The 24,538-nt window shown below is 58.0% G+C and carries 25 protein-coding genes; 14 read left to right on the top strand and 11 right to left on the bottom strand.

Features of this window, described 5'->3' with window-relative positions; all coding sequences use genetic code 11:
• Position 1 precedes the first annotated feature (1 nt).
• From cyoB to D8B20_RS04510, 5 genes are all read left to right on the top strand, one after another.
• Positions 2-1,984, top strand: coding sequence for a cytochrome o ubiquinol oxidase subunit I (gene cyoB, locus D8B20_RS04530; RefSeq protein WP_145887536.1), 1,983 nt, complete (start codon positions 2-4; stop codon positions 1,982-1,984).
• The gene (locus tag D8B20_RS04525) at positions 1,984-2,598 is read left to right on the top strand and encodes a cytochrome o ubiquinol oxidase subunit III (protein WP_145887534.1); all 615 of its coding nucleotides are present in this window, start codon (positions 1,984-1,986) and stop codon (positions 2,596-2,598) included. The genes cyoB and D8B20_RS04525 overlap by 1 nt, the downstream gene beginning before the upstream one ends.
• Positions 2,598-2,927 (top strand): cytochrome o ubiquinol oxidase subunit IV, encoded by a 330-nt coding sequence (locus D8B20_RS04520; protein ID WP_145887532.1) that lies wholly within the window; start codon positions 2,598-2,600, stop codon positions 2,925-2,927. Before D8B20_RS04525 ends, D8B20_RS04520 begins: the two co-directional genes overlap by 1 nt.
• A 13-nt stretch (positions 2,928-2,940) precedes the next feature.
• Positions 2,941-3,828, top strand: a complete 888-nt coding sequence (gene cyoE, locus D8B20_RS04515; RefSeq protein WP_145887530.1) for a heme o synthase — start codon at positions 2,941-2,943, stop codon at positions 3,826-3,828.
• Between the two features lie 254 nt (positions 3,829-4,082).
• Positions 4,083-5,447: an MFS transporter gene (locus tag D8B20_RS04510; RefSeq protein ID WP_145887528.1), complete on the top strand. Its 1,365-nt coding sequence runs from the start codon at positions 4,083-4,085 to the stop codon at positions 5,445-5,447.
• Positions 5,448-5,511: 64 nt separating this feature from the next.
• On the opposite strand, the gene adhP is transcribed toward D8B20_RS04510, so the two are convergent.
• Both adhP and exaC read right to left on the bottom strand, forming a co-directional pair.
• On the bottom strand, positions 5,512-6,546 hold the full coding sequence (gene adhP / locus D8B20_RS04505; RefSeq protein WP_186454424.1) for an alcohol dehydrogenase AdhP: 1,035 nt from the start codon (positions 6,544-6,546) through the stop codon (positions 5,512-5,514).
• A gap of 34 nt (positions 6,547-6,580) precedes the next feature.
• Entirely contained in the window at positions 6,581-8,101 is a 1,521-nt protein-coding gene (gene exaC, locus D8B20_RS04500; protein WP_145887524.1) for an acetaldehyde dehydrogenase ExaC, read from the bottom strand.
• A 267-nt stretch (positions 8,102-8,368) separates the two neighbouring features.
• Between exaC and D8B20_RS04495 the strand changes: the two genes are divergently transcribed.
• A complete protein-coding gene (locus tag D8B20_RS04495; RefSeq protein ID WP_145887521.1) occupies positions 8,369-10,138 on the top strand; it encodes a sigma-54-dependent Fis family transcriptional regulator in 1,770 nt (589 codons plus the stop codon).
• Here D8B20_RS04495 and D8B20_RS04490 read toward each other — a convergent pair.
• Positions 10,135-10,626: a YajQ family cyclic di-GMP-binding protein gene (locus tag D8B20_RS04490; protein ID WP_145887519.1), complete on the bottom strand. Its 492-nt coding sequence runs from the start codon at positions 10,624-10,626 to the stop codon at positions 10,135-10,137. The two genes, D8B20_RS04495 and D8B20_RS04490, sit on opposite strands and share 4 nt — an antisense overlap.
• 120 nt (positions 10,627-10,746) lie before the next feature.
• Between D8B20_RS04490 and panE the strand changes: the two genes are divergently transcribed.
• Both panE and yajL read left to right on the top strand, forming a co-directional pair.
• Positions 10,747-11,667, top strand: coding sequence for a 2-dehydropantoate 2-reductase (panE, locus tag D8B20_RS04485; RefSeq protein WP_145887517.1), 921 nt, complete (start codon positions 10,747-10,749; stop codon positions 11,665-11,667).
• Positions 11,621-12,223, top strand: a complete 603-nt coding sequence (gene yajL / locus D8B20_RS04480; protein WP_145887515.1) for a protein deglycase YajL — start codon at positions 11,621-11,623, stop codon at positions 12,221-12,223. The genes panE and yajL overlap by 47 nt, the downstream gene beginning before the upstream one ends.
• Positions 12,224-12,280: 57 nt before the next feature.
• On the opposite strand, the gene thiI is transcribed toward yajL, so the two are convergent.
• Positions 12,281-13,729 carry a tRNA uracil 4-sulfurtransferase ThiI gene (thiI, locus tag D8B20_RS04475; RefSeq protein ID WP_145887513.1) on the bottom strand — a complete coding sequence of 483 codons (1,449 nt, stop codon included), beginning with the start codon at positions 13,727-13,729 and terminating at the stop codon, positions 12,281-12,283.
• Positions 13,730-13,963: 234 nt separating this feature from the next.
• Here thiI and xseB point away from each other — a divergent pair, with 234 nt between their 5' ends.
• The 4 genes from xseB to D8B20_RS04455 all read left to right on the top strand — a co-directional run bounded on the left by xseB (position 13,964) and on the right by D8B20_RS04455 (position 18,036).
• The gene (xseB, locus tag D8B20_RS04470; protein ID WP_145887511.1) at positions 13,964-14,206 is read left to right on the top strand and encodes an exodeoxyribonuclease VII small subunit; all 243 of its coding nucleotides are present in this window, start codon (positions 13,964-13,966) and stop codon (positions 14,204-14,206) included.
• A complete protein-coding gene (gene ispA / locus D8B20_RS04465; RefSeq protein WP_145887509.1) occupies positions 14,206-15,105 on the top strand; it encodes a (2E,6E)-farnesyl diphosphate synthase in 900 nt (299 codons plus the stop codon). Before xseB ends, ispA begins: the two co-directional genes overlap by 1 nt.
• A gap of 19 nt (positions 15,106-15,124) precedes the next feature.
• A complete protein-coding gene (dxs, locus tag D8B20_RS04460) occupies positions 15,125-16,990 on the top strand; it encodes a 1-deoxy-D-xylulose-5-phosphate synthase (RefSeq protein ID WP_145887507.1) in 1,866 nt (621 codons plus the stop codon).
• Between the two features lie 71 nt (positions 16,991-17,061).
• Positions 17,062-18,036: an aldo/keto reductase gene (locus D8B20_RS04455; protein ID WP_145887505.1), complete on the top strand. Its 975-nt coding sequence runs from the start codon at positions 17,062-17,064 to the stop codon at positions 18,034-18,036.
• Positions 18,037-18,108: 72 nt separating this feature from the next.
• Here the strand turns inward: D8B20_RS04455 and pgpA are convergent, their stop codons facing one another.
• From pgpA to nrdR, 6 genes are all read right to left on the bottom strand, one after another.
• Positions 18,109-18,609 carry a phosphatidylglycerophosphatase A gene (pgpA, locus tag D8B20_RS04450; protein WP_145887503.1) on the bottom strand — a complete coding sequence of 167 codons (501 nt, stop codon included), beginning with the start codon at positions 18,607-18,609 and terminating at the stop codon, positions 18,109-18,111.
• The gene (gene thiL, locus D8B20_RS04445) at positions 18,587-19,564 is read right to left on the bottom strand and encodes a thiamine-phosphate kinase (protein WP_145887501.1); all 978 of its coding nucleotides are present in this window, start codon (positions 19,562-19,564) and stop codon (positions 18,587-18,589) included. Before thiL ends, pgpA begins: the two co-directional genes overlap by 23 nt.
• Positions 19,565-19,610: 46 nt before the next feature.
• Entirely contained in the window at positions 19,611-20,030 is a 420-nt protein-coding gene (gene nusB, locus D8B20_RS04440) for a transcription antitermination factor NusB (protein WP_145887499.1), read from the bottom strand.
• Positions 20,031-20,049: 19 nt separating this feature from the next.
• On the bottom strand, positions 20,050-20,520 hold the full coding sequence (ribH, locus tag D8B20_RS04435) for a 6,7-dimethyl-8-ribityllumazine synthase (RefSeq protein WP_145887498.1): 471 nt from the start codon (positions 20,518-20,520) through the stop codon (positions 20,050-20,052).
• A 94-nt stretch (positions 20,521-20,614) separates the two neighbouring features.
• Positions 20,615-21,718 carry a bifunctional diaminohydroxyphosphoribosylaminopyrimidine deaminase/5-amino-6-(5-phosphoribosylamino)uracil reductase RibD gene (ribD, locus tag D8B20_RS04430; RefSeq protein ID WP_145887496.1) on the bottom strand — a complete coding sequence of 368 codons (1,104 nt, stop codon included), beginning with the start codon at positions 21,716-21,718 and terminating at the stop codon, positions 20,615-20,617.
• A 3-nt stretch (positions 21,719-21,721) separates the two neighbouring features.
• Positions 21,722-22,171 carry a transcriptional regulator NrdR gene (gene nrdR, locus D8B20_RS04425; protein ID WP_145887494.1) on the bottom strand — a complete coding sequence of 150 codons (450 nt, stop codon included), beginning with the start codon at positions 22,169-22,171 and terminating at the stop codon, positions 21,722-21,724.
• A gap of 170 nt (positions 22,172-22,341) precedes the next feature.
• On the opposite strand from nrdR, the gene lysM reads away from it, so the two are divergent.
• Positions 22,342-22,779 carry a peptidoglycan-binding protein LysM gene (lysM, locus tag D8B20_RS04420; protein ID WP_145887491.1) on the top strand — a complete coding sequence of 146 codons (438 nt, stop codon included), beginning with the start codon at positions 22,342-22,344 and terminating at the stop codon, positions 22,777-22,779.
• Between the two features lie 15 nt (positions 22,780-22,794).
• Entirely contained in the window at positions 22,795-23,364 is a 570-nt protein-coding gene (locus D8B20_RS04415; RefSeq protein ID WP_145887490.1) for a SadB/YajI family lipoprotein, read from the top strand.
• A gap of 201 nt (positions 23,365-23,565) precedes the next feature.
• Here the strand turns inward: D8B20_RS04415 and secF are convergent, their stop codons facing one another.
• On the bottom strand, positions 23,566-24,534 hold the full coding sequence (gene secF, locus D8B20_RS04410) for a protein translocase subunit SecF (protein ID WP_145887488.1): 969 nt from the start codon (positions 24,532-24,534) through the stop codon (positions 23,566-23,568).
• Positions 24,535-24,538: the final 4 nt, after the last annotated feature.

The raw sequence follows: 24,538 nt of genomic DNA, 5'->3' as shown, positions 1-24,538 counted from the left end.
GATGTTCGGAAAATTAACACTGGATGCAGTGCCCTACCATGAACCCATTATCATGGTTACGGTCGCCGGTATCATCATTGGTGGTCTGGCGCTGATCGCTGCCATTACCTACTTTGGTAAGTGGAAGTATCTGTGGTCTGAATGGTTAACATCAATCGACCACAAAAAACTGGGTATCATGTACATCATCATGGCATTCGTCATGCTGCTGCGCGGCTTTGCCGATGCGGTAATGATGCGTACCCAGCAGGTTCTGGCTTCTGCCGGAGAAGCAGGCATATTGCCACCGCACCACTACGACCAGATCTTCACCGCCCACGGCGTGATTATGATCTTCTTCGTGGCGATGCCGTTCGTGGTTGGTCTGATGAACATCGCGGTGCCGCTGCAAATCGGTGCACGTGACGTTGCCTTCCCGTTCCTGAACAACCTGAGCTTCTGGTTCACTGCGATCGGTGTGATCCTGGTTAACCTGTCTCTGGGTGTGGGCGAGTTCGCGCAGACCGGCTGGCTGGCTTATCCGCCGCTTTCGGGTGCGGAGTACAGTCCTGGCGTCGGGGTCGATTACTGGATCTGGAGTCTCCAGCTCTCCGGTATTGGTACCACGCTGACCGGTATCAACTTCTTCGTGACCATTCTGAAGATGCGTGCGCCGGGCATGGACCTGTTCAAAATGCCTGTCTTCACCTGGGCTGCCCTGTGTACTAACGTCCTGATTATTGCTGCGTTCCCGGTACTGACCGTGACGCTGGCGCTGTTGACGCTTGATCGTTACCTCGACTTCCATTTCTTCACCAATGATATGGGCGGTAACATGATGATGTACGTCAACCTGATCTGGGTCTGGGGTCACCCTGAGGTGTACATTCTTGTTCTGCCGGTGTTCGGTGTCTTCTCTGAAGTTACTGCCACCTTCTCGAAAAAACGTCTGTTTGGTTACACCTCTCTGGTGTGGGCGACCATCGCCATTACCGTACTGTCGTTCATCGTCTGGCTGCACCACTTCTTCACCATGGGTGCGGGTGCCAACGTAAACGCCTTCTTCGGTATCATGACGATGATCATCGCGATTCCAACCGGCGTGAAAATCTTCAACTGGCTGTTCACCATGTATCAGGGTCGCATCGAGTTTAACTCCGCGATGCTGTGGACCATCGGCTTCCTGGTGACCTTCTCAGTAGGTGGTATGACCGGCGTTCTGCTGGCCGTACCGGGTGCGGACTTCGTGCTGCACAACAGCCTGTTCCTGATCGCGCACTTCCACAACGTTATTATCGGTGGTGTGGTGTTCGGTTGTATGGCAGGTGTGACCTACTGGTTCCCGAAAGCGTTCGGCTTCACCCTGAACGAAACCTGGGGTAAACGCGCATTCTGGTTCTGGATCATTGGCTTCTTCGTTGCCTTTATGCCGCTGTACGCACTGGGCTTCATGGGCATGACCCGTCGTCTGAGCCAGGACATCGATCCGCAGTTCCACTCCCTGCTGGTTGTTGCAGCGGTGGGTGCGGCGCTGATTGCCTGCGGTATTCTGTGCCAGCTGATCCAGTTCTGGGTATCGGTACGTGACCGTGAGCAGAACCGCGATCTGACCGGTGACCCGTGGGGCGGTCGTACGCTGGAGTGGGCAACCTCTTCACCACCACCGTTCTATAACTTTGCTGTAATCCCGCATATCCACGAGCGCGATGCGTTCTGGGAAATGAAAGAGAAAGGTGAAGCGTACAAGCAGCCAGAAAAATATGAAGAAATTCATATGCCGAAAAACAGCGGCGCGGCAATTGTGATTGCAGCCTTTATGACAGTCTTCGGTTTTGCCCTGATCTGGCACATCTGGTGGCTGGCAGGTCTGACTTTCCTCGGCACCCTGGTGACGTGGATTGTGAAGAGCTTCGACGAAGACGTGGATTACTACGTACCGGTTGCTGAAATCGAGCAGATCGAGAAGAAGCACTTTGATGACATCAGCAAAGCAGGTCTGAAATAATGTCAACTGAAACCGTAAAACATCACCACGACGCCCATGCGGAGCATGGGCATCACGATGCAGGAGCCAATAAAGTCTTTGGTTTCTGGATCTACCTGATGAGCGACTGCATTATCTTCGCAACCCTGTTTGCGACCTATGCGGTCATGGTCAACAACACTGCCGGTGGCCCGGCAGGTAAAGATATCTTCGAACTGCCGTTCGTTCTGGTCGAAACCGCCCTGCTGCTGCTCAGCTCCATTACCTATGGTATGGCAGTGATTGCGATGAACAACCAGAACAAAGGTTCGGTCATCAGCTGGCTGGCGCTGACCTTCCTGTTCGGTGCCGGATTTATCGGGATGGAAATCTATGAATTCCATCACCTGATCATGGAAGGCTTCGGTCCGAACCGCAGCGGCTTCCTGTCCGGCTTCTTTACCCTGGTCGGTACGCACGGTCTGCACGTGACCTCTGGTCTGATCTGGATGGCTGTGCTGATGTTCCAGATCGCTAAGCGTGGACTGACTGCCACCAACCGCACCCGTATCATGTGCCTGAGCCTGTTCTGGCACTTCCTGGATGTGGTGTGGATCTGCGTATTCACCGTTGTCTATCTGATGGGGGCCATGTAATGAGTCATTCTGTAAACGAACATGGTGCATCTCACGGTAGCGTGAAGTCTTACATGATCGGCTTCATCCTCTCTATCATCCTGACGGCAATCCCGTTCTGGATGGTAATGGATGGCAGCGCCTCGCACGGCACCATTCTGGGTGTGGTTCTGGTTTGTGCAGTCGTTCAGGTGCTGGTTCACCTGGTGTACTTCCTGCATCTGGACAGCAAATCCGAAGGTGGCTGGAATATGGTGGCCATTGTCTTCTCGGCCATCATCATCCTGATTGTTGTGATCGGCTCACTGTGGATTATGTGGAACCTCAACTACAACATGATGGTTCGCTAAAGAGTCACGCGTAATGATTAAGCAATACCTGCAAGTAACAAAACCAGGAATTATTTTCGGCAATTTAATTTCTGTGATCGGTGGATTCCTGCTGGCTTCGAAAGGCAGCATTGATTACACCCTGTTTCTCGTCTCACTGGTAGGCGTGTCACTGGTGGTCGCATCCGGTTGTGTATTCAACAATGTGATTGACCGTGATATCGACATCAAGATGGAGAGAACGCGGAACCGTGTTCTGGTCAAAGGCCTGATCTCGGCGAAAGTAAGCCTGGTTTATGCAACCGCATTAGGTATTGCTGGCTTCGCGTTACTGTATTTTGGCGCTAACCCGCTGGCCATGTGGCTGGCGGTTATGGGCTTCGTCGTTTACGTCGGCATTTACAGTCTCTACATGAAGCGTCATTCGGTCTATGGCACGCTGATTGGCAGCCTTTCCGGCGCAGCGCCGCCGGTTATCGGCTACTGCGCAGTGACCAACGAGTTTGATGCTGGCGCGTTAATCCTGCTGGCGATCTTTAGCCTGTGGCAGATGCCGCACTCTTATGCGATTGCTATCTTCCGCTTTAAAGATTACCAGGCCGCTAACATTCCGGTTCTGCCGGTGGTGAAAGGCATCTCCGTGGCTAAAAATCATATTACGCTCTACATTCTGGCGTTTATGATTGCCACGCTGATGCTGACGCTGGGCGGTTACGCGGGCTACAAATATCTGGTGGTTGCTGCTGCGGTAAGCGTATGGTGGCTGGGTATGGCACTTTCAGGTTACAAAACCTCAAACGATAAAGTCTGGGCGCGTAAACTGTTTGTGTTCTCGATTGTCGCCATCACCGCGCTGAGCGTGATGATGTCGGTAGACTTTATGTCACCGGCTACCAAAGACCTGCTGACTTACGTCTGGTAAGTCAGACCGTCACTCCGGACAAGGGCGCGAATTTCGCGCCCTTTCTTTTTGTTACCACTGCTTAAAAACTATTGTTTTACCCGCCCTGCCCTGCTCCCTAAAATAAGCGCTAAGTGCCCGGAATATTTCAAATTGCAGTCAGGCAGCCCGTGAGCGCCGCGACAGGTTAATGCTCACCTCCTTCACCGGGCCAGATGGCCGTGGCGTCCCCCTGCGGTATGAAGTAAAAAGGGCATTCACATACAGAGGTTGGAATGAACGACAACAAAATGACACCGGTAGAGCTGCGCGCGACCTGGGGTTTAGGCACAGTATTTTCCCTGCGCATGCTGGGAATGTTTATGGTCCTGCCGGTCCTGACGACCTATGGCATGGCATTACAGGGCGCCAGTGAAACCCTGATCGGGCTGGCAATCGGCATATATGGTCTGGCCCAGGCAGTATTTCAGATTCCGTTTGGCCTGCTTTCCGATCGCGTTGGCCGCAAGCCGCTGATTGTCGGCGGGCTGCTGCTGTTTGTGCTTGGCAGCATTATCGCCGCCATGACCACCTCCATCTGGGGCGTTATTCTTGGCCGGGCCCTGCAGGGCTCGGGGGCGATTGCGGCGGCGGTCATGGCGCTGCTGTCCGATCTTACCCGCGAACAGAATCGCACCAAAGCGATGGCGTTTATCGGCATCAGTTTTGGCGTGACCTTTGCCATCGCGATGGTGATCGGCCCGATTGTTACCCACGCGCTTGGCCTGCATGCGCTGTTCTGGATGATTGCGATTCTGGCTACGCTGGGCATTGTGATCACCCTGCTGGTGGTCCCTAACGCACCGGGGCACGTGCTGAACCGCGAATCCGGCATGGTGAAAGGCAGCATTCGCAAAGTGCTGGCCAATCCAAAACTGCTGAAGCTGAATATCGGTATTCTGTGCCTGCATATCCTTCTGATGTCGAGCTTTGTGGCGTTGCCGGGGCAGTTTGAACAGGCAGGTTTCCCGGCAGAACAGCACTGGAAAGTCTATCTGGTCACGATGCTGGTGGCCTTTGTCGCGGTGGTCCCCTTTATCATTTACGCCGAAGTGAAACGCCGTATGAAACGCGTTTTTGTCGGCTGCGTCGCCGTGATTATCGTGGCGGAGATTGTGCTGTGGGGCGCCGAAGGACACTTCTGGACGCTGGTAGCGGGCGTGCAGCTGTTCTTCCTTGCGTTTAACCTGATGGAAGCGATCCTGCCGTCACTGATTAGCAAAGAGTCACCTGCCGGCTATAAAGGCACAGCGATGGGGATTTACTCCACCAGCCAGTTCATCGGTGTGGCGATTGGTGGCAGTTTGGGTGGCTGGATCTTTGGCCATTTTGATGCGCAAACCGTGTTTCTGGCTGGCGCCATCGTTGCCGCCGCCTGGCTGTTTGTTGCCATGTCGATGTCGGAGCCGCCCTATGTCAGCAGCCTGCGCCTGGTGCTGAGCGATGCCGTGCTTGCCGTACCGAATCTGGAAAAACGTCTGCGCGCGCAGCCCGGTGTGACCTCGGTGTTTATCGTGCCGGAAGAGCACAGCGCCTACATCAAAATCGACAGTAAAGTCACCAGCCGCATGGAAATTGAAGCGTTACTGGCCAGCAGTTAACCGCTACCCTCCGTATTACACGGCGCGATCCGCCGCGGGATCGCGCCGTATCACCTCACCGGCGTTACAGTGACATATCGACCACGATACGCCCTTCAATTTTCCCGGCGTGCATGCGCGCAAAAATGTCGTTAATGTTGCTCAGCGGTTCGACGGCAATATTGGCCTTCACCTTATGCCGACCGGCAAAATCCAGCGCCTCCTGCAGATCCTTGCGCGTTCCCACAATCGAACCGCGCACCGTAATACCGTCCAGCACCATATCAAAAATTGACAGATCGAATTTACCCGGCGGTAAGCCGTTCAGCACCATGGTGCCTCCGCGCCGCAGCGTGCCGATGGCCTGCTCAAACGCTTTGGGTGACACCGCCGTTACCAGCACACCATGTGCTCCGCCAAAACTCTCTTTGAACACCTGCGCCGGATCGACCTGTTTCGCGTTAGCGGTCACGCTGGCGCCAAGACGTTTCGCAAAGGCCAGTTTATCGTCATCAATATCTACTGCCGCCACGTTGAGCCCCATTGCCACGGCGTACTGAATCGCCATATGGCCCAGCCCGCCGATACCGGAAATCACCACCCAGTCGCCGGGTTTGGTATCGGTCATTTTCAGCCCTTTGTAAACCGTGACACCGGCACAGAGGATCGGCGCGATTTCATTGAAATCGATGTTGTCCGGCAGAATGCCGACGTAATTCGCATCCGCGAGACAGTACTCCGCAAAGCTGCCGTTCACCGAGTAGCCGGCGTTCTGCTGTGCATGACACAGCGTCTCCCAGCTGTCCAGGCAGTGCTCACAGTGGCCGCAGGCAGAATAGAGCCAGGGCACGCCTACGCGGTCGCCCAGCTTCAGGTGCCTGACGCCTTCACCGATTGCCACCACCTGACCAACGCCTTCATGTCCGGGAATGAAAGGCGGGTTTGGCTTCACGGGCCAGTCGCCTTCGGCAGCGTGCAGGTCAGTATGACAGATGCCCGTCGCCGCGATTTTTACCAGAATCTGGCCTGGCCCCACCTGCGGCACCGGCACGTCTTCGATGACCAGAGGCTCGCCAAACGCCTTTACGACGGCCGCTTTCATCGTGGTTTTAATCTGCATATTCATCTTCACTCTCCATTGATGGGATGGCCGCTCAGAACAGACCAAGCGGCGCCGTGCTATAGCTGACAAGCAGGTTTTTCGTTTGCTGATAGGCACTGAGCGCCATTTTGTGCGTCTCGCGTCCGACGCCGGATTGTTTGTAGCCCCCAAACGCCGCGTGCGCCGGATAGATGTGATAGCAGTTGGTCCAGACGCGCCCCGCTTTAATGCCGCGCCCCATGCGATACGCCAGGTTAGTGTCACGCGTCCACACGCCGGCCCCCAGTCCGAACTGCGTTTCATTGGCAATGGCCAGCGCCTCTGCCTCATCACGGAACGTGGTGATGCCAATCACCGGCCCGAAAATTTCCTCCTGGAAACAGCGCATCTGGTTGGTGCCCTTAATCAGGGTAGGCTGGATATAAAAACCGTTCTCAAGCCCGGCAGCAACCGCAGCCCGATCGCCCCCTGTCAGAATCTGCCCGCCTTCGTCACGCGCGATATTGATGTAAGACAGGATTTTGTCGAATTGCTGCCGTGACGCCTGGGCACCGATCATGGTGTCGGTGTCCAGCGGGTCGCCCCGGCGAATCGCCGCCACTTTGTCCATTACCCGCGCCATAAACGGCTGATAGATCGATTCATGGATCAGCGCACGTGACGGGCAGGTACAGACTTCCCCCTGATTGAAAAAGCCGAGCACCAGCCCTTCCACTGCTTTTTCGATAAAGGCGTCGTCGCCGTCCATCACATCGGCAAAGTAAATGTTAGGCGATTTACCGCCCAGCTCTACGGTGCAGGGAATGATGTTTTCGGCGGCGCAGGCCATGATATGGCGCCCCACCGGCGTCGAACCGGTAAAGGCAATTTTCGCAATGCGTTTACTGGTGGCCAGCGCCTCACCGGCTTCGCGCCCGAAGCCCTGAACCACATTTAATACGCCCGCCGGGAACAGATCGCCGATGATCTCCAGCAGCAGCGTAATGCCCAGCGGCGTCTGCTCGGCCGGTTTCAGCACCACGCAGTTGCCCGCAGCCAGCGCCGGCGCCAGTTTCCAGGCCGCCATCAGCAGCGGGAAGTTCCACGGGATAATCTGCCCTACCACGCCCAGCGGTTCGTGGAAATGATAGGCCACGGTGTGTTCGTCGATCTCAGCGGTACTGCCTTCCTGCGCGCGCAGGCATCCGGCAAAGTAGCGGAAATGGTCGATAGCTAAAGGCAGATCGGCATTCAGCGTTTCGCGGATCGGCTTGCCGTTATCCCAGCTTTCCGCCACGGCCAGCCTCTCCAGATTCGCTTCGATCCGATCGGCCACCTGCAGCAGCAGATGAGCGCGGTGCTGAACGCTGGTTTTCCCCCAGGCGTCCGCGGCACGGTGAGCCGCATCCAGCGCCAGCTCAATATCACGTGCATCCGAGCGGGGAAACGCGGCAATATCACTGCCGTCTACCGGCGAGGTGTTGGTAAAGTACTGGCCGCTGAGCGGTTCAGTAAACCGGCCTGCAATATAGTTGCCGTACGTCTTTTTAAAGGAAACGAGTGCGCCGGGGGTACCGGGATGAGCATAACGCATTGCAAACTCCTCAGGGTCAGATGTTGTTATCAGGGCAGCATCAGCCTGCGCCGCGCTGCTGAAAGGGATATTGCAGCACGCGTGCCAGCTTTCGCAGACGCCAGAAAAACCTGAAAAAATCGCTTAAATACAGCAAACTGCATAGAATCCGTTATCTCTTCCCGCTGTGGCTGGCGCGACAAAGCGGTTAACTGTGTTGCGCATCGCAACACCAGGAGAACCTTAACGCTACAATGTTGCAACACTTCGTCTGGCATGAGGTCACCAATGCAGGGAAATTCCGCCGCGTCTGCCGTTGATATCAATCCGCTGCTCAGCGACTCTTGGTTTCGCAGCCAGCTGTATGGTCTTGACCCTGCGGCTGACGATTTTCCCCGTCTGCGGCAGCGTGAGCTGGCGGATGTGGTGGCCAGTAACAGTGGCTGGCAGCAATTCGCGCAGCCAGTGATTAAGCAACTGGCGCAGCAGATGGCGCCAAAGCAGGCCGTGGTGATCCTCTCTGACGCCAGCGGGCTGGTGCTGCATACCGCAGGTGATATGCAGGCGATGGAAAAAGCGCAGCGTTTTGCCCTGGCACCCGGCAATTTATGGAGCGAATGCGGACGCGGCACCAATGCCATCGGCACCGCGCTGGCGATTGATGACGGCTGTGAAATCCACGGTCAGCAGCATTTCCTGATGCGCAATCAGGGATTGTACTGCGCCGCCATGCCGCTGCAGATGCCCGGCGGGCAGATTGCCGGCGTGATTGATATTTCCGGACCGGCCCAGGTTGCACATCCGGATACGCTCAGCCGGGTGAAGGCCGCCGCCAGACAAATTGAGTACCTGTGGGTGAAGCAGAGCCTGCATCCGCAGCAGTGGCTGATGAGCCTGCATACGCAACCGGAGGGCCTTGATAGCAGCGATGAGCTGCTGCTGGTATTCTCCGACACGCTGCTTACCGCGGCCAACCGCCTGGCGCTGCGGGCGCTGGCCCTCAGCACTGGCGCGCTGGGCAGCCTCTCCTTCCCGCAGCTGTTTCCGCAGCTGGTACAACAGGCCACCAGTATTCCCCTGCCGGTTACGGTAAACGGACAGCGCTTCTATTACCGGCTGCGTGCGCCGCAGCGCCGCCATTTCGCCCCACCGGCGGAGACGCTACCCGACCTGCCCTTTTCCCTGCAGCGTGACGGTGAAAAAATGGTGCGGCTGCTTAATGCCGGCGTCTCACTCTGTATTCACGGCGAAACCGGCAGCGGTAAAGAGTATGTCAGCCGCGCCCTGCATCAGCGAAGCCGCTGGCGCGACGGCAAATTTGTCGCCATTAACTGTGCCGCAATTCCGGAAGCGCTGATTGAATCTGAACTGTTCGGCTATCAGCCCGGTGCTTTTACCGGCGCCAGTAAACAGGGCTATATCGGAAAAATCCGCGAGGCCGACGGCGGTGTGCTGTTTCTGGATGAGATTGGCGATATGCCGCTGGCGTTGCAGACCCGTCTGCTGCGCGTACTGCAGGAGAAAGAAGTGGCTCCGCTGGGTGCCAGCCGCAGCTGGCCGGTCAACTTTGCGGTGATTTGCGCCACGCATCGCGATCTGGCCCGCAGAGTGGCTGAGGGAGAGTTTCGTGAAGATCTGCTCTACCGTCTGCAGGAGTTTTCCCTGACCATTCCGCCGCTGCGCAACTGGCCGGATGTCACGGGTTTTATCACGCACTTATGGCAGGAGCTGGGAGCAGACGCGCGCGGGGTGCGGCTCTCTCCTGCGCTGCTGGCGGTGCTGGCGCAGCTGCCGTGGCCGGGGAATGTGCGCCAGCTGCGCAGCCTGCTGCGCGTGCTGCTGGCGCTGGCGGATGATGGCGAAGAGGTGACTGAAGCGCAGTTACCGGCGGAATACCGCGCTGCGGCGCCGTCAGCGGGCGATCGACAGCAGCACGATGCGCAGCTGATTCATGCCACGCTGCAGCGGTTCAACGGCAATGTCAGTAAAGCGGCAGAAGCCTTAGGTATCGCGCGCAGCACGCTGTACCGCCGTGCGGCGCGCGACAAACGCGTTTAATCGCGGAAGTTTTTGAACTGGAAAGGCTGGCCCAGATTGCCGTTGCGCACCAGCGCCATCGCGCCCTGCAGATCGTCGCGTGATTTTCCGGTCACGCGCAGCTCTTCGCCCTGGATCTGCGTCTGCACTTTCAGCTTGCTGTCTTTGATCAGTTTGACGATCTTTTTCGCCACATCGCTCTCAATGCCTTTTTTCAGCTTCGCTTCCACGCTCCAGCTTTTACCGCTGTGTACGATCTCTTCCGGCACCTCAATGGCTGCGCCTTCAATGCCACGCTTCAGCAGCTTTTCACGCAGAATATCCACCAGCTGTTTCACCTGAAAATCGGATTCGCTGGTCACTTTGATGGTCTCATTCTTCTCGTTGAGCTCAATGGTGGCGCTCACGTTGCGGAAATCAAAACGGGTAGAGATTTCGCGGTTTGCGTTCTCTACAGCATTACGCACTTCCGGCAGTTCGACTTCGGAAACGATATCGAAAGATGGCATCTTTTCTTCTCCTGATACTAAAGTGACATGCATAATACGCGTCTTGCCGCGCTAATAAAACACGAGACGCGGAAAGCGATAATCAGGCTGAGACAGCTTCACCCGGCCGCGGGAGGCAAAATGAAAATTACCGTGTTGGGTTGCGGTGCCATCGGCCAGATCTGGCTCGACGCGCTGGCCCGTCAGGGGCACGAGGTACAGGGCTGGCTGCGGGTGCCGCAGCCCTACTGTGCGGTCAATGTGACAGATACGCAGGGTAATATCACAAACCACACCTTTGTCGCCAACGATCCGCTGTTTCTGGCCCGCAGCGATCTGCTGCTGGTGACCCTGAAAGCGCCACAGGTTTCGCCTGCGGTGAAAAATCTGCAAAGCGTGCTGGCTGCCGGCACGCCGGTGCTGCTGCTGCACAATGGTATGGGGACGGTGGACGAATTACGGGATCTGCAGCAGCCGCTGCTGCGCGGTATCACTACCCACGCCGCGATGCGTGACGGCACGGTGATCAAGCACGTGGCGGCGGGTGTCACGCACATCGGCCCGGTCAGCCGCGAAAGCGCGGCGCTGAGCGCGCTTGCCGACAGCCTGCATCAGGCGCTGCCCGATGTCGCCTGGCATGACAACATCGCCTCAGCCTGTTGGCGCAAACTGGCGGTGAACTGCGTCATTAACCCGCTGACGGTGGAGCATGACTGCCAGAATGGCGCACTGCGCGCCTGGCCGCAGCAGATCGCCACGCTGTGCGAAGAGATCGCCTGGGTGATGGCGCGTGAAGGCGAGCATATAGCACTCGATAACCTGCGCGACATGGTCTATGACGTGATCGACAGCACCGCGGCCAATGTTTCATCCATGCTGCAGGATGTGCGCGCCCGACGTCAGACCGAAATTGACTACATCACCGGCTATCTGCTGCGCCGCGCCCGCGCGCAGGGGATATCGCTGCCGGAAAATACCCGTTTGTATGACATGATTAAACGCAAGGAGTCCCATTATGCGCGCCAGCCCATCGGTTCTGGTTTGCCTCGCTCATGGCAGTGAAGAGACCGAAGCGGTCACCACGATAGATTTACTGGTCCGTGGCGGACTGCAGGTCACCACAGCCAGCGTAGAAGGTGACGGTACGCGTGAGATCGTCTGCTCGCGCGGCGTGCGGCTGCTGGCGGATGCACCGCTGGTAGAAGTGGCTGATAACGATTTTGCTGCCATCGTTCTGCCGGGCGGAGTGAAAGGCGCCGAAACCTTCCGCGATAGTCCGCTGCTGGTGGAAACCGTGCGCCAGTTTCACCTCGCTGGAAAAATCGTGGCGGCGATTTGTGCCGCACCGGGCACGGTACTGGTGCCGCACGATCTCTTCCCGGTGGGCAACATGACCGGTTTTCCCGGTCTGAAAGAGAGCATTCCGGAAACGCGCTGGATGGAGCGCCGGGTGGTGTGGGATCCCCGCGTCAACCTGCTGACCAGCCAGGGGCCGGGCACCGCCATCGATTTTGCCCTGAAGCTGATTGATCTGCTGGTGGATAAAGAGACGGCGCGCGAGGTCGCGGCACAGCTGGTGCTGGCGGCTGGTATTTACAACTATCAGGAATTTGAATAAGCCGCAGCGCAACGGGCCGCCTTTAACCGCGGCCCGGATAGCCGGTCACCCGCCAGCTTACGGCCGGTAGACCTTCACGTTTTTGAAGCCCTGCTCGTGCAGATAGAGCGCCTGCAGACGGCTCATGACGCCGCGATCGCAATACAGCAGCCAGGTTTTACTCTGATCCAGGTCGCCAAACTGCGTGCTCAGCTTGTAGAACGGCAGGGATTTCACGCCGACGCCCTGCAGCGACAGTGGCTTATCTTCCTGCTCATCCACCGCGCGGATATCCAGCACCATATCGTTGTCGCTGAAAGAGTCCACGGTTTCAACCTCGGTGACTTCCTCTTCTGTCTGCTCGGCAATTTCACGAATGTCGACGTTGCTGGCTTCCTGCACCACCCGGTTCAGGATGTCGAAGTCAAAATTGCCCTCTTCGGCTTCAATCTTCGCCTTCACCGCTTTGACGGTCGGGCTTTTGGAGATCACGCCACAGTACTCCGGCATGGTACGGGCAAAATCTTCGGTGCCAATCTGACGCGCCACATCAATGATGTGCTCTTTGTCGTGGGAAATCAGCGGACGCAGAATCAGCGTATCCGAGGCGTTATCGATCAGGCGCAGGTTGGTCAGCGTCTGGCTGGAGACCTGCCCCAGCGCTTCGCCGGTGACCAGCGCCTGCACGCCGTAGCGCTCTGCGACCATTGAGGCCGCGCGAACCATCATCCGCTTCAGCACCACGCCCATCTGGCCGTCATCCACTTTTTCAAGGATCTCGCCCACCACCGGCTCAAAGTTGATCGCCACAAAGCGCACGCGATGCGAACGGCCAAAGCGCTGCCACAGATAGTGCGCCACCTGGCGAACGCCAATTTCATGCGCGGCGCCGCCCAGATTAAAGAAGCAGTAGTGCACGCGGCAGCCGCGACGCATCAGCATATAGCTGGAAACACCGGAATCGAAACCGCCGGAAATCAGCGACAGCACGTCTTCCTGTGTACCAATCGGGAAGCCGCCCAGCCCTTCATAGCGGCCGGTCACCAGCAGCAGGCGATCATCTTCAATCTCCAGATTGACCGTCTCCTCAGGGCGGTTCAGCTGCACGCGCGCGCTTTCAATATGCTGATTAAGCCCACCGCCAACATAGCGCTCCACATCCTGCGAACTGAAGCTATGCTTACCACGACGCTTCACGCGCACGCAGAAGCTTTTGCCTTCCAGCCGCTCGCGGTTCAGCGCCAGCGTCTGCTCGAAGATGTCGTGCATATCGGTCCAGGTGCGGTCTTCTACCGCCAGCACGTGGTGAATACCCGGAATACGCGTCAGCTCGTCCGTGATAATCGGGCGCAGTGCTTCATCCTTCGCGCGGACCTCAATGTGATCCCAGTGGCGCACTACCGCGATGTCGTCAGCGACGGTACGCAGAGTGTTACGGATATTGCCGGTCAGAATTTTGATAAAGCGCAGCCGCACCGACTGACTTTTGATGGTGATTTCAGGAAAGAGCTTGATGATAAACTTCATGGCGACACAGCTTCGTTGGGCAAATAAGTGCTAAAAGCATCGGCACTTAGCTGGTAAGATCATATAATTGCGGGGTTTGTTATCGCCCCCGCATCCGAGGCGCGAAAGTATACCACCTTTGTCGGTCGACTGCTTTAAGCAAGCCGCCCCGGATTGATTATTTTGCTAATTAATTCTCGTCGGCTACCATGACCGATTGCAAGATGATTCCCAACCTGTGAGTCGACACTGATTATGCCGAAAAAAGCCGAAGCGCCTGTAACGTTTGAAAGCGCCCTGCAGCAGCTGGAACAGATTGTCAGCCGCCTGGAAAGTGGCGAACTACCGCTGGAAGATGCGCTGAATGAATTCGAACGTGGCGTTCAGCTGGCACGCAGCGGCCAGCAGACGCTGCAGCAGGCTGAGCAGCGCGTTCAGATTCTGCTGAGCGATGACAAAGACGCTGAGCTTGCTCCTTTTACGCCGGAAAATGACTGATGGATTTCGTCCAATTACAGCGCGCGTACCATGAGCGCGTGAATCTGGCGTTGACGCGCTTAATAGATCCACTTCCTTTTCAGAGTTCTCCTCTGGTGAATGCCATGCATTATGGGGCACTATTAGGCGGTAAGCGCCTGCGCCCGTTTCTGGTGTACGCCACAGGAGAAATGCTGCGCGCCGATAGCGCCAGCCTGGATGCGCCCGCCGCGGCGATAGAGTGTATCCATGCTTACTCTCTGATTCATGACGATCTGCCGGCGATGGATGACGACGCACTCCGCCGCGGGCAGCCAACCTGCCATATAAAGTATGGTGAAGACACGGCGATTCTCGCCGGTGATGCACTGCAAACTCTGGCGTTTTCGATCCTCGCCGATCAGCCCATGCCGGGCGTCAGCCCGCAGGACCGTATTGCGATGCTGTCGGAACTGGCCCAGGCCAGCGGCGTTGCCGGTATGTGCGGCGGACAGGCACTGGATCTGGCCGCCGAAGGCAAACACATCGATCTTGCCCAGCTCGAACAGATTCATCGCCACAAAACCGGCGCGCTGATTCGTGCCGCTGTGCGTCTCGGTGCGCTGGCGGCGGGTGAGGCAGGCCGCGCCGCGCTGCCGCAGCTGGACAGTTATGCCAGCGCCATCGGTCTGGCGTTTCAGGTGCAGGATGACATTCTGGATGTCATTGGGGATACCGCGGTGCTGGGCAAAACGCAGGGTGCCGATCAGGCACTGGGCAAAAGCACCTACCCGGCGCTGATGGGGCTGGATAACGCCCGGGCCAAAGCGCAGGATCTGTATCAGGAAGCCCTCAGCGCCCTGGATACGCTGGCCGCACAATCGTATGACACAAGCGCATTACAAGCGCTGGCAAGCTTCATAATTGAACGCGATAAATAACTTTCATAATGAGTCTCTGATGAGTTTTGATATTGCAAAATACCCGACACTGGCGTTAGCAGGCACGGTTCAGGAATTACGTTTACTGCCGAAAGAAAAACTTCCGGCCCTGTGTGATGAGCTGCGTCAGTATCTGCTGGATAGCGTGAGCCGGTCTTCCGGCCACTTTGCTTCCGGCCTGGGCGTCGTCGAGCTAACAGTCGCGCTGCATTATGTTTACAACACCCCGTTTGACCATCTGGTGTGGGACGTCGGCCATCAGGCCTATCCGCACAAGATCCTGACCGGACGCCGCGATCGCATCGGCACTATCCGTCAGAAAAATGGCCTGCATCCATTCCCGTGGCGCGGTGAGAGTGAATACGACGTGCTGAGCGTCGGCCACTCCTCTACCTCGATCAGCGCCGGGCTCGGCATGGCCGTGGCCGCAGAGCGGGAAGGCCAGGGCCGCCGCACTGCCTGCATCATTGGCGACGGCGCCATCACGGCCGGCATGGCCTTTGAGGCGATGAACCACGCCGGTGACATCAAGCCGGATATGCTGGTGATCCTCAACGACAACGAAATGTCGATCTCCGAAAACGTGGGTGCACTCAACAATCGGCTGGCCCAGATTCTCTCCGGTAAAACCTATTCGCGCCTGCGTGAAGGCGGCAAGCGCGTACTGGACGGTCTGCCACCGATCAAAGAGCTGGTAAAACGCACCGAAGAGCACCTGAAAGGTATGGTGGTGCCGGGCACGCTGTTTGAAGAGCTGGGCTTTAACTATATCGGTCCGGTGGACGGTCACGATGTCCTGACGCTGGTCAGCACGCTGAAGAACATGCGTAACCTGAAAGGCCCGCAGTTCCTGCATATCATGACCAAAAAGGGCAAAGGCTATGCGCCGGCGGAGCAGGACCCGATCGCCTGGCACGCGGTGCCGAAGTTCGATCCGGCCAGCGGTTCACTGCCCAAAAGCGCGCCGGGTTTGCCCAGCTATTCGAAAATTTTTGGCAACTGGCTCAGCGAAATGGCGGCGGGCGATCCTCGCCTGATGGCCGTGACACCTGCCATGCGTGAAGGCTCCGGTATGGTGAGCTACTCGCGTGAATATCCGCAGCAGTATTTTGATGTGGCAATTGCTGAACAGCACGCGGTGACCTTTGCCGCAGGCATGGCGATTGGCGGCTACAAGCCGGTGGTGGCAATCTACTCCACCTTCCTGCAGCGCGCTTACGACCAGGTGATTCACGATGTCGCCATCCAGCAGCTGCCGGTGCTGTTTGCCATTGACCGCGGCGGGATTGTCGGCGCTGATGGCCAGACGCATCAGGGCGCGTTTGATATCGCCTATCTGCGCTGCGTGCCGGGCATGGTGATTATGACGCCAAGCGACGAAAACGAGTGCCGTCAGATGCTTTACACCGGCTACCACTACCAGGATGGCCCGAGCGCGGTGCGTTATCCGCGCGGCACCGGCACCGGTGCCACGCTGGAACCGCTTGCCAGCCTGCCGCTGGGCAAAGGCGTGGTGAAGCGCCGTGGCGAGCAGCTGGCAATCCTCAACTTTGGTACGCTGCTGCCGGAAGCGCAGGCTGCGGCCGAGGCGCTGAACGCAACGCTGGTGGACATGCGTTTTGTTAAACCGCTGGATGAAGCGCTGATTCGCGAGCTGGCAGCCAGCCATGACGCCCTGATTACGCTGGAAGAAGGCGCGATCAAAGGCGGTGCCGGCAGCGGCGTCAACGAGTACGTGATGGCGAAACGCCTGCGCGTGCCGGTGCTCAACCTCGGCCTGCCGGATGAATTTATCCCGCAGGGCACGCAGGAAGAGATCCGCGTGGATTACCAGCTGGATGCCGCCGGTATTCAGCAGCAAATTGCCGCCTGGCTGGCGCAGTAACGCCCCTCCCCCGCTCCTGCTGCTATGCTTTGAGGAGAGTTTTCCCTCACGTATAAGAGCAGGAGCCTTTCATGAAAACCGTTCGTTTAGGCCAGACCGATCTCCAGGTTTCACGTCTCTGTTTAGGCTGTATGACTTTTGGCGATCCGACGCGAGGCAATCACGCCTGGACGCTGCCGGAAGAGAGCAGCCGTCCGCTGATTCAGCAGGCGCTGGACGCCGGCATCAACTTTTTTGACACGGCAAACAGCTACTCCGACGGCAGCAGCGAAGAGATTCTGGGCCGCGTGCTGAAAAGCAGCGCCCGCCGGGATGACGTGGTGGTGGCGACCAAAGTCTATTTTCCGCTGAGTAACCTGTCACAGGGGCTGTCACGCAACAATATTCTGCAGTCAATTGATGACAGCCTGACGCGTCTCGGCATGGAGTATGTCGATCTGCTGCAGATTCACCGCTGGGATTACAACACGCCGATTGAGGAGACGCTGGCCGCGCTGGATGAGGTGGTTAAAGCCGGCAAAGCCCGCTATATCGGCGCGTCATCAATGCACGCCGCGCAGTTTGCGCAGGCGCTCACTCTGCAGCAGCAGCATGGCTGGGCGCGTTTTGTCAGCATGCAGGATCAGTACAACCTGATTCAGCGTGAAGAGGAAAACGAGATGCATCCGCTGTGTCAGCGGGAGGGCGTTGCGGTGCTGCCGTGGAGTCCGCTGGCGCGCGGTAAGCTGACGCGGCCGTGGGGGGAAACCACGGCGCGCTCGGTATCGGATAATGTCATGGAGAAACTCTATACCGGCACGGAAGAGAACGATGCGGCAATTGCCGAACGGCTGGCGACGGTCGCGGCGGATAAAGGCGTTACCCGCGCGCAGCTGGCACTGGCGTGGCTGCTGCACAAGCCGGTGGTCACCGCGCCGATTATCGGCGCCTCACGCGAGCAGCAGTTTGCCGAACTGGTGAAAGCCGTGGACATTGAGCTGGACGCCACTGAGATCGCTGAACTGGAAATGGCGTATCAGCCGCATCCGGTAGTGGGATTTGAATAAGTCCTGCACTGCAGCGCGCCGTGACGGTCTGGATAAGCGGCCGTCGCGGCGCAGCAGAGAAAAGGAGTGGCGTTAAACGGCGAGTCCAAGCCCGTACAGAATGCCAGCTGAAATGACACCGGCAATGATGTCGTCAACCATGATGCCCATGCCGCCGTGCACGTTGCGGTCAAACCAGCGGATAGGCCAGGGTTTCCACATATCAAACAGGCGGAAAATCACAAACCCGGCCAGCACCCACTGCCAGCTCATTGCCGGAATCGCCATCAGCGTAATCCACATGCCGATAAACTCATCCCAGACAATGCTGCCGTGATCGTGCACGCCCATATCCCGCGCGGTACGGTGACACAGATAGACGCCGACGCTGATCCCCACCAGCACCAGCAGCGTGTAAATCTGTAGCGGCAGAGAGGTCATCAGCCACCAGAACGGAATCGCCGCCACGGAACCGGCGGTACCTGGCATAATCGGGCTCAGGCCGCTGCCAAAGCCGGTGGCCAGCAGATGCCAGGGATTACGCAGGCGCAGCCGGCTTTTGGCGACATCTTTATTTCGCGTCAAAGTGGTCAAATCCTTTGTGGTTAAAGCGGCGCGGCTTGCCGTTTTCCAGCAGCGTCAGCCCCTCACCTTCCGGGGCGATTTGCCCGATACAGGTATAAGGCACCCCCAGATGGCCCAGCGCCACATCCAGCGCCCCGCGGTTCACTTCCGGCACCGTAAAGCACAGCTCATAATCTTCGCCGCCGCTCAGCGCCCAGCGCAGCACCTGCTCCGGCTCAAAATGGTCGTGCAGCGCGGCAGAGAGCGGCAGCGTCTCCAGATTCAGCCGGGCTCCCACGCGACTCGCCGCCAGAATGTGGCCGAGATCGGAAATCAGACCGTCAGAGAGATCGATGGCCGATGTCGCCAGGTTGCGCAGCGCCTGCCCCTGCAGAATACGCGGCATCGGCCGCAGGTGGCGCTTAATCAGCGCTTCATGCACCGCCGGATCGCTTAGGCGTTGATGGTGCTGCAGCAGCGCCAGCCCGGCCGCACTGTCGCCGAGCGTGCCGGTAACAAAGATCCAGTCACCGGGTCTGGCCCCGGAACGTTTCAGCGCCCGGCCAACCGGCACCAGGCCATGAATGCCCAGCGTCAGGCTCAGGGGACCGCGCGTGGTGTCGCCGCCTATCAGCTGCATATCGTAGTAATCCAGCAGCTCAAACAGGCTGTCGCTGAATGCGGCCAGCCAGCGCTCATCCACCTCTGGTAGCGTCAGCGCCAGCGTCAGCCATGCCGGGTCAGCGCCCATGGCAGCCAGATCGCTGAGATTGACCGCCAGCGCCTTGTAGCCGAGATCGGCCGGATGAATATCACGCAGGAAATGCACGCCCGCGACCAGCGTATCGGTGCTGATGGCCAGCGTCTGTTTTTCAGGCAGGTTCAGTAACGCACAGTCGTCACCAATTCCCTTCTCCACATCGCGGCGGGAGCTGGTGACGCGGTTAAAATAACGTGCGATCAGTTCGAATTCACCACAGGACATAAGTCAGGTCTCAATGAAAAAAGGCCGGTTAACCGGCCTTCTGCACTTATTTTTTGTGAGGTCGAATTTGCGGGGCGGCTTTGTCCAGCACGCCGTTAACAAATTTATGGCTGTCTTCGGCGCCAAACACCTTAGCCAGCTCAATGCCTTCGTTAATGGCCACTTTATACGGCACATCATCACGCTTGCTTAGCTCATAGAGCGAAATGCGCAGGATGGCTTTTTCTACCTGGCCCAGCTCTTCCAGCTGGCGCGACAGGTAAGGCTTCATCAGACCGTCCAGGTACGCGCTGTTGGTCGCCACACCGGCCAGCAGTTCGCGGAAGTAACTGATATCGACGTCTTTGACGTCCTGTTCCGCCAGAAACTGGTATTCCACATCGGCAATGTCGTTGTTGGACAACTGCCAGGAGTAAAGCGCCTGGACAGCGCACTCACGGGCGCGACGACGAGCAGCAGGTTTCACAAAATTCCCCTTACAAAAATCAGGCTTTGATGGCTTTCAATACGTTAATCATTTCGAGTGCGGTCAGGGCGGCTTCCGCGCCTTTGTTGCCCGCTTTGGTGCCGGCGCGTTCAATCGCCTGCTCAATGTTTTCGGTGGTCAGTACGCCGAAGGTCACCGGGATTTCGCTGGTCATTGCCACGCTGGCAATGCCGGAGCTGGCTTCACCGGCCACGTATTCGAAGTGTGCCGTGCCGCCGCGGATCACCGTGCCCAGCGCGACGATCGCGTCGTGCTTACCGGCTTTAGCCAGCGCACGTGCCGCCAGCGGCAGCTCATAGGCGCCCGGCACCCAAACTACCGTGATGTTTTCTGCTTTGACCTGGCCAATACGCTTCAGCGCATCTACCGCGCCGTCCAGCAGGCTGTCATTAATGAAGTTGTTAAAACGCGCAATGACAATGGCAATGTGCGCATCAGGCGTGGCAACCGCAGCTTCGATAACTTTCATACGTTTCCTTTGGGTGTTTGTTTTCTGGCCCCGCAGAAGGGGGCGGATTCTATCATACTCTTCGGCGACGCGCTCAGGCTTTTCCGCACATGCTTTAGCGCGGCGTCAGGGTGAGGCGCAGGTCATCTCCGACTTTGCGCACGTCACTAAAATTCAGCGCGGGCGCATCGGCCAGCGCGGATAAGCCCGGCAGCTCACACAGGCCCCGGGCGGCATTACCCAGCAGTTTCGGCGCCATATAAATAATCAGTTCATCGGCCAGACCGGCCTGCAGCAGCGCCCCGGCCAGCCCGGCGCCCGCTTCAACCCAGACGCTGTTGATCTGCCGCTGGCCCAGCAGCATCATCATGGCCACCAGATCGAGCTGGCTGTCGCGCAGCGGTACGGCAATCTGCGTGACCGTTGGCGGCCAGCTTTGTTGATCCGCTACGCTGCGCATCAGCCAGCTCTCGCCCGGCTGGGCAATCAGACGGTGCTGTGGCGTCACGCGCTGCTGGCTGTCGATCACCACCCGCACCGGCTGGCGCAGCTGCGCTTCATCCAGCTCAGCGCGCACCTCTGCGCTCAGCTCAGACCAGCGCACCGTCAGCGCGGGATCGTCCGCCAGCACGGTGGCACTGGTGGTAAGAATAGCTGAACTCTGTGCGCGCAGACGTTGCACATCGCGCCGCGCCGCCGCCGAGGTAATCCACTGACTTTCGCCGCTCGCCATGGCGGTACGGCCATCCAGCGATGCGCCCAGTTTGAGCTGAATCCACGGAAAACCGGTGCGCATACGCTTAAGAAAGCCGCGATTCAGCGCTTCCGCTTCACTCATCATCAGCCCGTGGCTGACAGCAATACCGGCCTGCTGTAAACGGTGCAGACCGCGCCCCGCCACCTGCGGATTCGGGTCCTGCATCGCGGCCACCACCCGGCTGACGCCGGCGGCGATCAGTGCATCACAGCACGGCGGCGTGCGTCCATGATGGCTGCAGGGTTCCAGCGTGACGTAGGCGGTCGCACCGCGGGCTTTGTCGCCGGCCATGCGCAGCGCATGCACTTCGGCGTGGGGCTCACCGGCGCGCTGATGCCAGCCTTCGCCGACAATCTCTCCGTCACGCACAATAACGCAGCCCACATTGGGATTCGGCGTGGTGGTAAAACGTCCGCGTCGCGCCAGTTCCAGCGCACGCGCCATATAGCGTTCGTCAGTCATGGCTTAGTCCTGTAAGCGGGCGATCTCTTCGCCAAAGTCACGGATATCTTCAAAGCTGCGGTAAACCGAGGCAAAGCGGATATAGGCTACTTTATCCAGCTTTTTCAGCTCTTCCATGACCAGGTTACCAATCTGTTTGCTGGGGACTTCGCGTTCGCCGGTGGCGCGCAGCTGGGTTTTAATGTGGTTCACCGCATTGTCGACGGCGTCCGCGCTGACCGGTCGTTTCTCCAGCGCCTTCATCATGCCGCTGGCCAGCTTATCTTCGTTAAAAGGCTCGCGCACATCGTTGCTTTTTACCACGCGCGGCATGACCAGTTCGGCCACTTCGAAGGTTGTGAAACGCTCATGGCACACCAGACACTGACGGCGACGGCGCACCGAGGAACCTTCACTCACCAGACGCGAATCAATCACTTTGGTGTCCACAGCGGAGCAGAATGGGCAATGCATGACGTTTCCTGTCGCGAGATTTTGGGCCAGACAGTGTAGCGCGTTCGCGGTTGCAACAAAATACAGGCAGCAGAATCGCCGTTTGTACACAAAGCCAGCAGCTGTTTCCCGCATCTCAGTGAAAGTGACTAAGCTTAGGAAGCCAATCCGGCATATTCACAGGAGGAACTATGGGACTGTTTAATTTTGTCAAAGAAGCGGGTGAGAAACTGTGGGACAGCGTCACGGGCGGCGACGATCAAAATAAAAAACTGCAGGACCATATCAACAAACTGGGTTTGCCTGACAGCGACAAAGTTAAAGTGGATGTTCAGGGTGATACGGTGACCGTTAGCGGCGACGGCATTTCTCAGGAGCTGAAAGAGAAAATTCTGGTCGCGGCAGGCAACGTGGCCGGTATTACCAAAGTAGAGGATAAAGTTACCGCCAGCGACACGGCGCCGGAAGCCACTTTCTATACGGTGAAAAAAGGCGATACGCTGAGCGCGATTTCCAAAGAGGTCTACGGGAATCCCAACGAATACAATAAGATCTTCGAAGCCAACAAGCCGATGCTGACGCATCCGGACAAGATCTATCCCGGTCAGGTGTTACGTATTCCTCACTAAACGAAGGGACAGTGCATGACGCACAGGACGTTATGGATGGCAGCCGTGCTCGCGCTGCCGGGACTCAGCGGCTGCAGCGCCCCGCCGGCAACGCCGCAGGTCAGGGCGCTGCATCAGGAGGTGGGCCAGCTGAATCAGCAGATGCGCCAGCTGACCCGTCAGGCCAGCGCGCTGGAGATACAGGGGCAGCTAAACAGCCAGTCGGCGCAGGGCGCCTGGCTGCTGCCGCAGGCCAACACCCCGGTTGCGCTGCAGACGCAGGCTGGCACATTGACCTTTGCGCTGTCGCCGGTCGAAGGCGACGCCAGCGGCAGCCGCGCCCTGCTCAGCGTCACTCCGGCGGCCAGCCACCCGCTGCCGGCCTTCAGCGCCACCGTGGAGTGGGGAGAAATGGACCCGGCAAGCGGTAAACCGCTTAACGCGGAGCATTTCAGCCAGACCATTCACGTGGCCGCCAGCCTAATCCCTCAGCAGACCGTGACGGTGCCACTGCGCCTGAACGGTTTGCCGCCAGCGCGCCTGGGTTACGTGCGCGTGCACGAGGTGCTCAGTGCGCCAGCTGCATCGGCGGCGGCTGCGCCCTGAGGCGAAAAAACGGGCTGCATAGTGCAGCCCGTTTTATTAACGTGGTGTCATCCGAAGAAGGTCGCCATTACCGGCGCGCCTGTATCGTTCATCGGGCGTGAAATATCAGTTCCCGCTGGCGATATTTCTCTACCGCCAGCGTGACGGGCGCAAAAAAAAGGCCCTCCGGAGAGGGCCTGTTTCATCACTGTGCGGCTGGCATTACGGCAGAATGGAAGGCTGATCGGCGCCCTCTTTTTCCACTTTCTGTACCAGCATATGTTCACGCTTCATACCCAGTTTCAGCGCGAGCGCAGAAGAAACATAGATAGAAGAGATGGTGCCGATGGTGACACCAATCAGCATGGTCAGCGAGAAGCCTTTCAGCAGCGCACCACCAAAGATGAACAGGATCAGGATCATCGCCAGCGTGGTCAGTGAGGTGATCAGCGTACGGCTTAGCGTCTGCGTCAGCGACACGTTAGTGATGTCGTAAGAAGAGCCGCGACGAATTTTGCGGAAGTTCTCACGGATACGGTCGGAGACCACGATCTTATCGTTCAGAGAGTAACCAATCACCGACATCAGCGAGGCCACAATCGTCAGATCGATTTCAATGTGGAACAGCGCCAGCAGGCCGCAGGTGATGATGACGTCATGCGCCAGCGCCAGCACGGTACCCAGCGCCAGGCGCCACTCAAACCGAAAACCGATGTAGATCAGAATCGCAATCAGTGCCGACAGCAGCGCCATCGCACCGGCCTGCGCCAGATCGCTGCCCACGCTCGGGCCTACGAACTCAATGCGCTTGACGGTAGCATTCTGCTGCGTGGTCTGGTTAATCGATGCCACGACCTTATTGCCCAGCTCCTGGCCGGCATTACCGGTCGCCGGTGGCATCCGCACCATCACGTCACGGCTGCTGCCAAAGTTCTGTACCAGCGGCTCCTCAAAGCCCGCTTTTACCAGTCCTTCACGCAGCGCATCGAGATCGGCTGGTTTTTCCAGGTTAATCTCAATGACCGTCCCGCCGGTGAAATCGAGCCCCCAGTTAAACCCGCGCACGCCGATAATGGCGACAGACGCCACGATCAGCAGGCCGGAGATGATGAAGGCCAGCGTGTCCCAGCGCATAAAGTCAACGACCTTACGCCCGTGGTTCAGCTGTTCAATACTATATTCCTGTGCCACAACG

Source organism: Candidatus Pantoea soli, assembly GCF_007833795.1.
Taxonomy (GTDB): Bacteria; Pseudomonadota; Gammaproteobacteria; order Enterobacterales; family Enterobacteriaceae; genus Pantoea; species Pantoea soli.
Note: the sequence above shows the minus strand (reverse complement) of the source record. Positions and strands in the feature narration are given on the sequence as shown.

Excerpts from the sequence above, each read along its gene's own strand:
- cyoB (WP_145887536.1), top strand. The coding sequence starts at position 2 with ATGTTCGGAAAATTAACACTGGATGCAGTGCCCTACCATGAACCCATT.
- D8B20_RS04525 (WP_145887534.1), top strand. The coding sequence starts at position 1,984 with ATGTCAACTGAAACCGTAAAACATCACCACGACGCCCATGCGGAGCAT.
- D8B20_RS04520 (WP_145887532.1), top strand. The coding sequence starts at position 2,598 with ATGAGTCATTCTGTAAACGAACATGGTGCATCTCACGGTAGCGTGAAG.
- cyoE (WP_145887530.1), top strand. The coding sequence starts at position 2,941 with ATGATTAAGCAATACCTGCAAGTAACAAAACCAGGAATTATTTTCGGC.
- D8B20_RS04510 (WP_145887528.1), top strand. The coding sequence starts at position 4,083 with ATGAACGACAACAAAATGACACCGGTAGAGCTGCGCGCGACCTGGGGT.
- adhP (WP_186454424.1), bottom strand. The coding sequence starts at position 6,546 with ATGCAGATTAAAACCACGATGAAAGCGGCCGTCGTAAAGGCGTTTGGC.
- exaC (WP_145887524.1), bottom strand. The coding sequence starts at position 8,101 with ATGCGTTATGCTCATCCCGGTACCCCCGGCGCACTCGTTTCCTTTAAA.
- D8B20_RS04495 (WP_145887521.1), top strand. The coding sequence starts at position 8,369 with ATGCAGGGAAATTCCGCCGCGTCTGCCGTTGATATCAATCCGCTGCTC.
- D8B20_RS04490 (WP_145887519.1), bottom strand. The coding sequence starts at position 10,626 with ATGCCATCTTTCGATATCGTTTCCGAAGTCGAACTGCCGGAAGTGCGT.
- panE (WP_145887517.1), top strand. The coding sequence starts at position 10,747 with ATGAAAATTACCGTGTTGGGTTGCGGTGCCATCGGCCAGATCTGGCTC.
- yajL (WP_145887515.1), top strand. The coding sequence starts at position 11,621 with ATGCGCGCCAGCCCATCGGTTCTGGTTTGCCTCGCTCATGGCAGTGAA.
- thiI (WP_145887513.1), bottom strand. The coding sequence starts at position 13,729 with ATGAAGTTTATCATCAAGCTCTTTCCTGAAATCACCATCAAAAGTCAG.
- xseB (WP_145887511.1), top strand. The coding sequence starts at position 13,964 with ATGCCGAAAAAAGCCGAAGCGCCTGTAACGTTTGAAAGCGCCCTGCAG.
- ispA (WP_145887509.1), top strand. The coding sequence starts at position 14,206 with ATGGATTTCGTCCAATTACAGCGCGCGTACCATGAGCGCGTGAATCTG.
- dxs (WP_145887507.1), top strand. The coding sequence starts at position 15,125 with ATGAGTTTTGATATTGCAAAATACCCGACACTGGCGTTAGCAGGCACG.
- D8B20_RS04455 (WP_145887505.1), top strand. The coding sequence starts at position 17,062 with ATGAAAACCGTTCGTTTAGGCCAGACCGATCTCCAGGTTTCACGTCTC.
- thiL (WP_145887501.1), bottom strand. The coding sequence starts at position 19,564 with ATGTCCTGTGGTGAATTCGAACTGATCGCACGTTATTTTAACCGCGTC.
- ribH (WP_145887498.1), bottom strand. The coding sequence starts at position 20,520 with ATGAAAGTTATCGAAGCTGCGGTTGCCACGCCTGATGCGCACATTGCC.
- ribD (WP_145887496.1), bottom strand. The coding sequence starts at position 21,718 with ATGACTGACGAACGCTATATGGCGCGTGCGCTGGAACTGGCGCGACGC.
- nrdR (WP_145887494.1), bottom strand. The coding sequence starts at position 22,171 with ATGCATTGCCCATTCTGCTCCGCTGTGGACACCAAAGTGATTGATTCG.
- lysM (WP_145887491.1), top strand. The coding sequence starts at position 22,342 with ATGGGACTGTTTAATTTTGTCAAAGAAGCGGGTGAGAAACTGTGGGAC.
- D8B20_RS04415 (WP_145887490.1), top strand. The coding sequence starts at position 22,795 with ATGACGCACAGGACGTTATGGATGGCAGCCGTGCTCGCGCTGCCGGGA.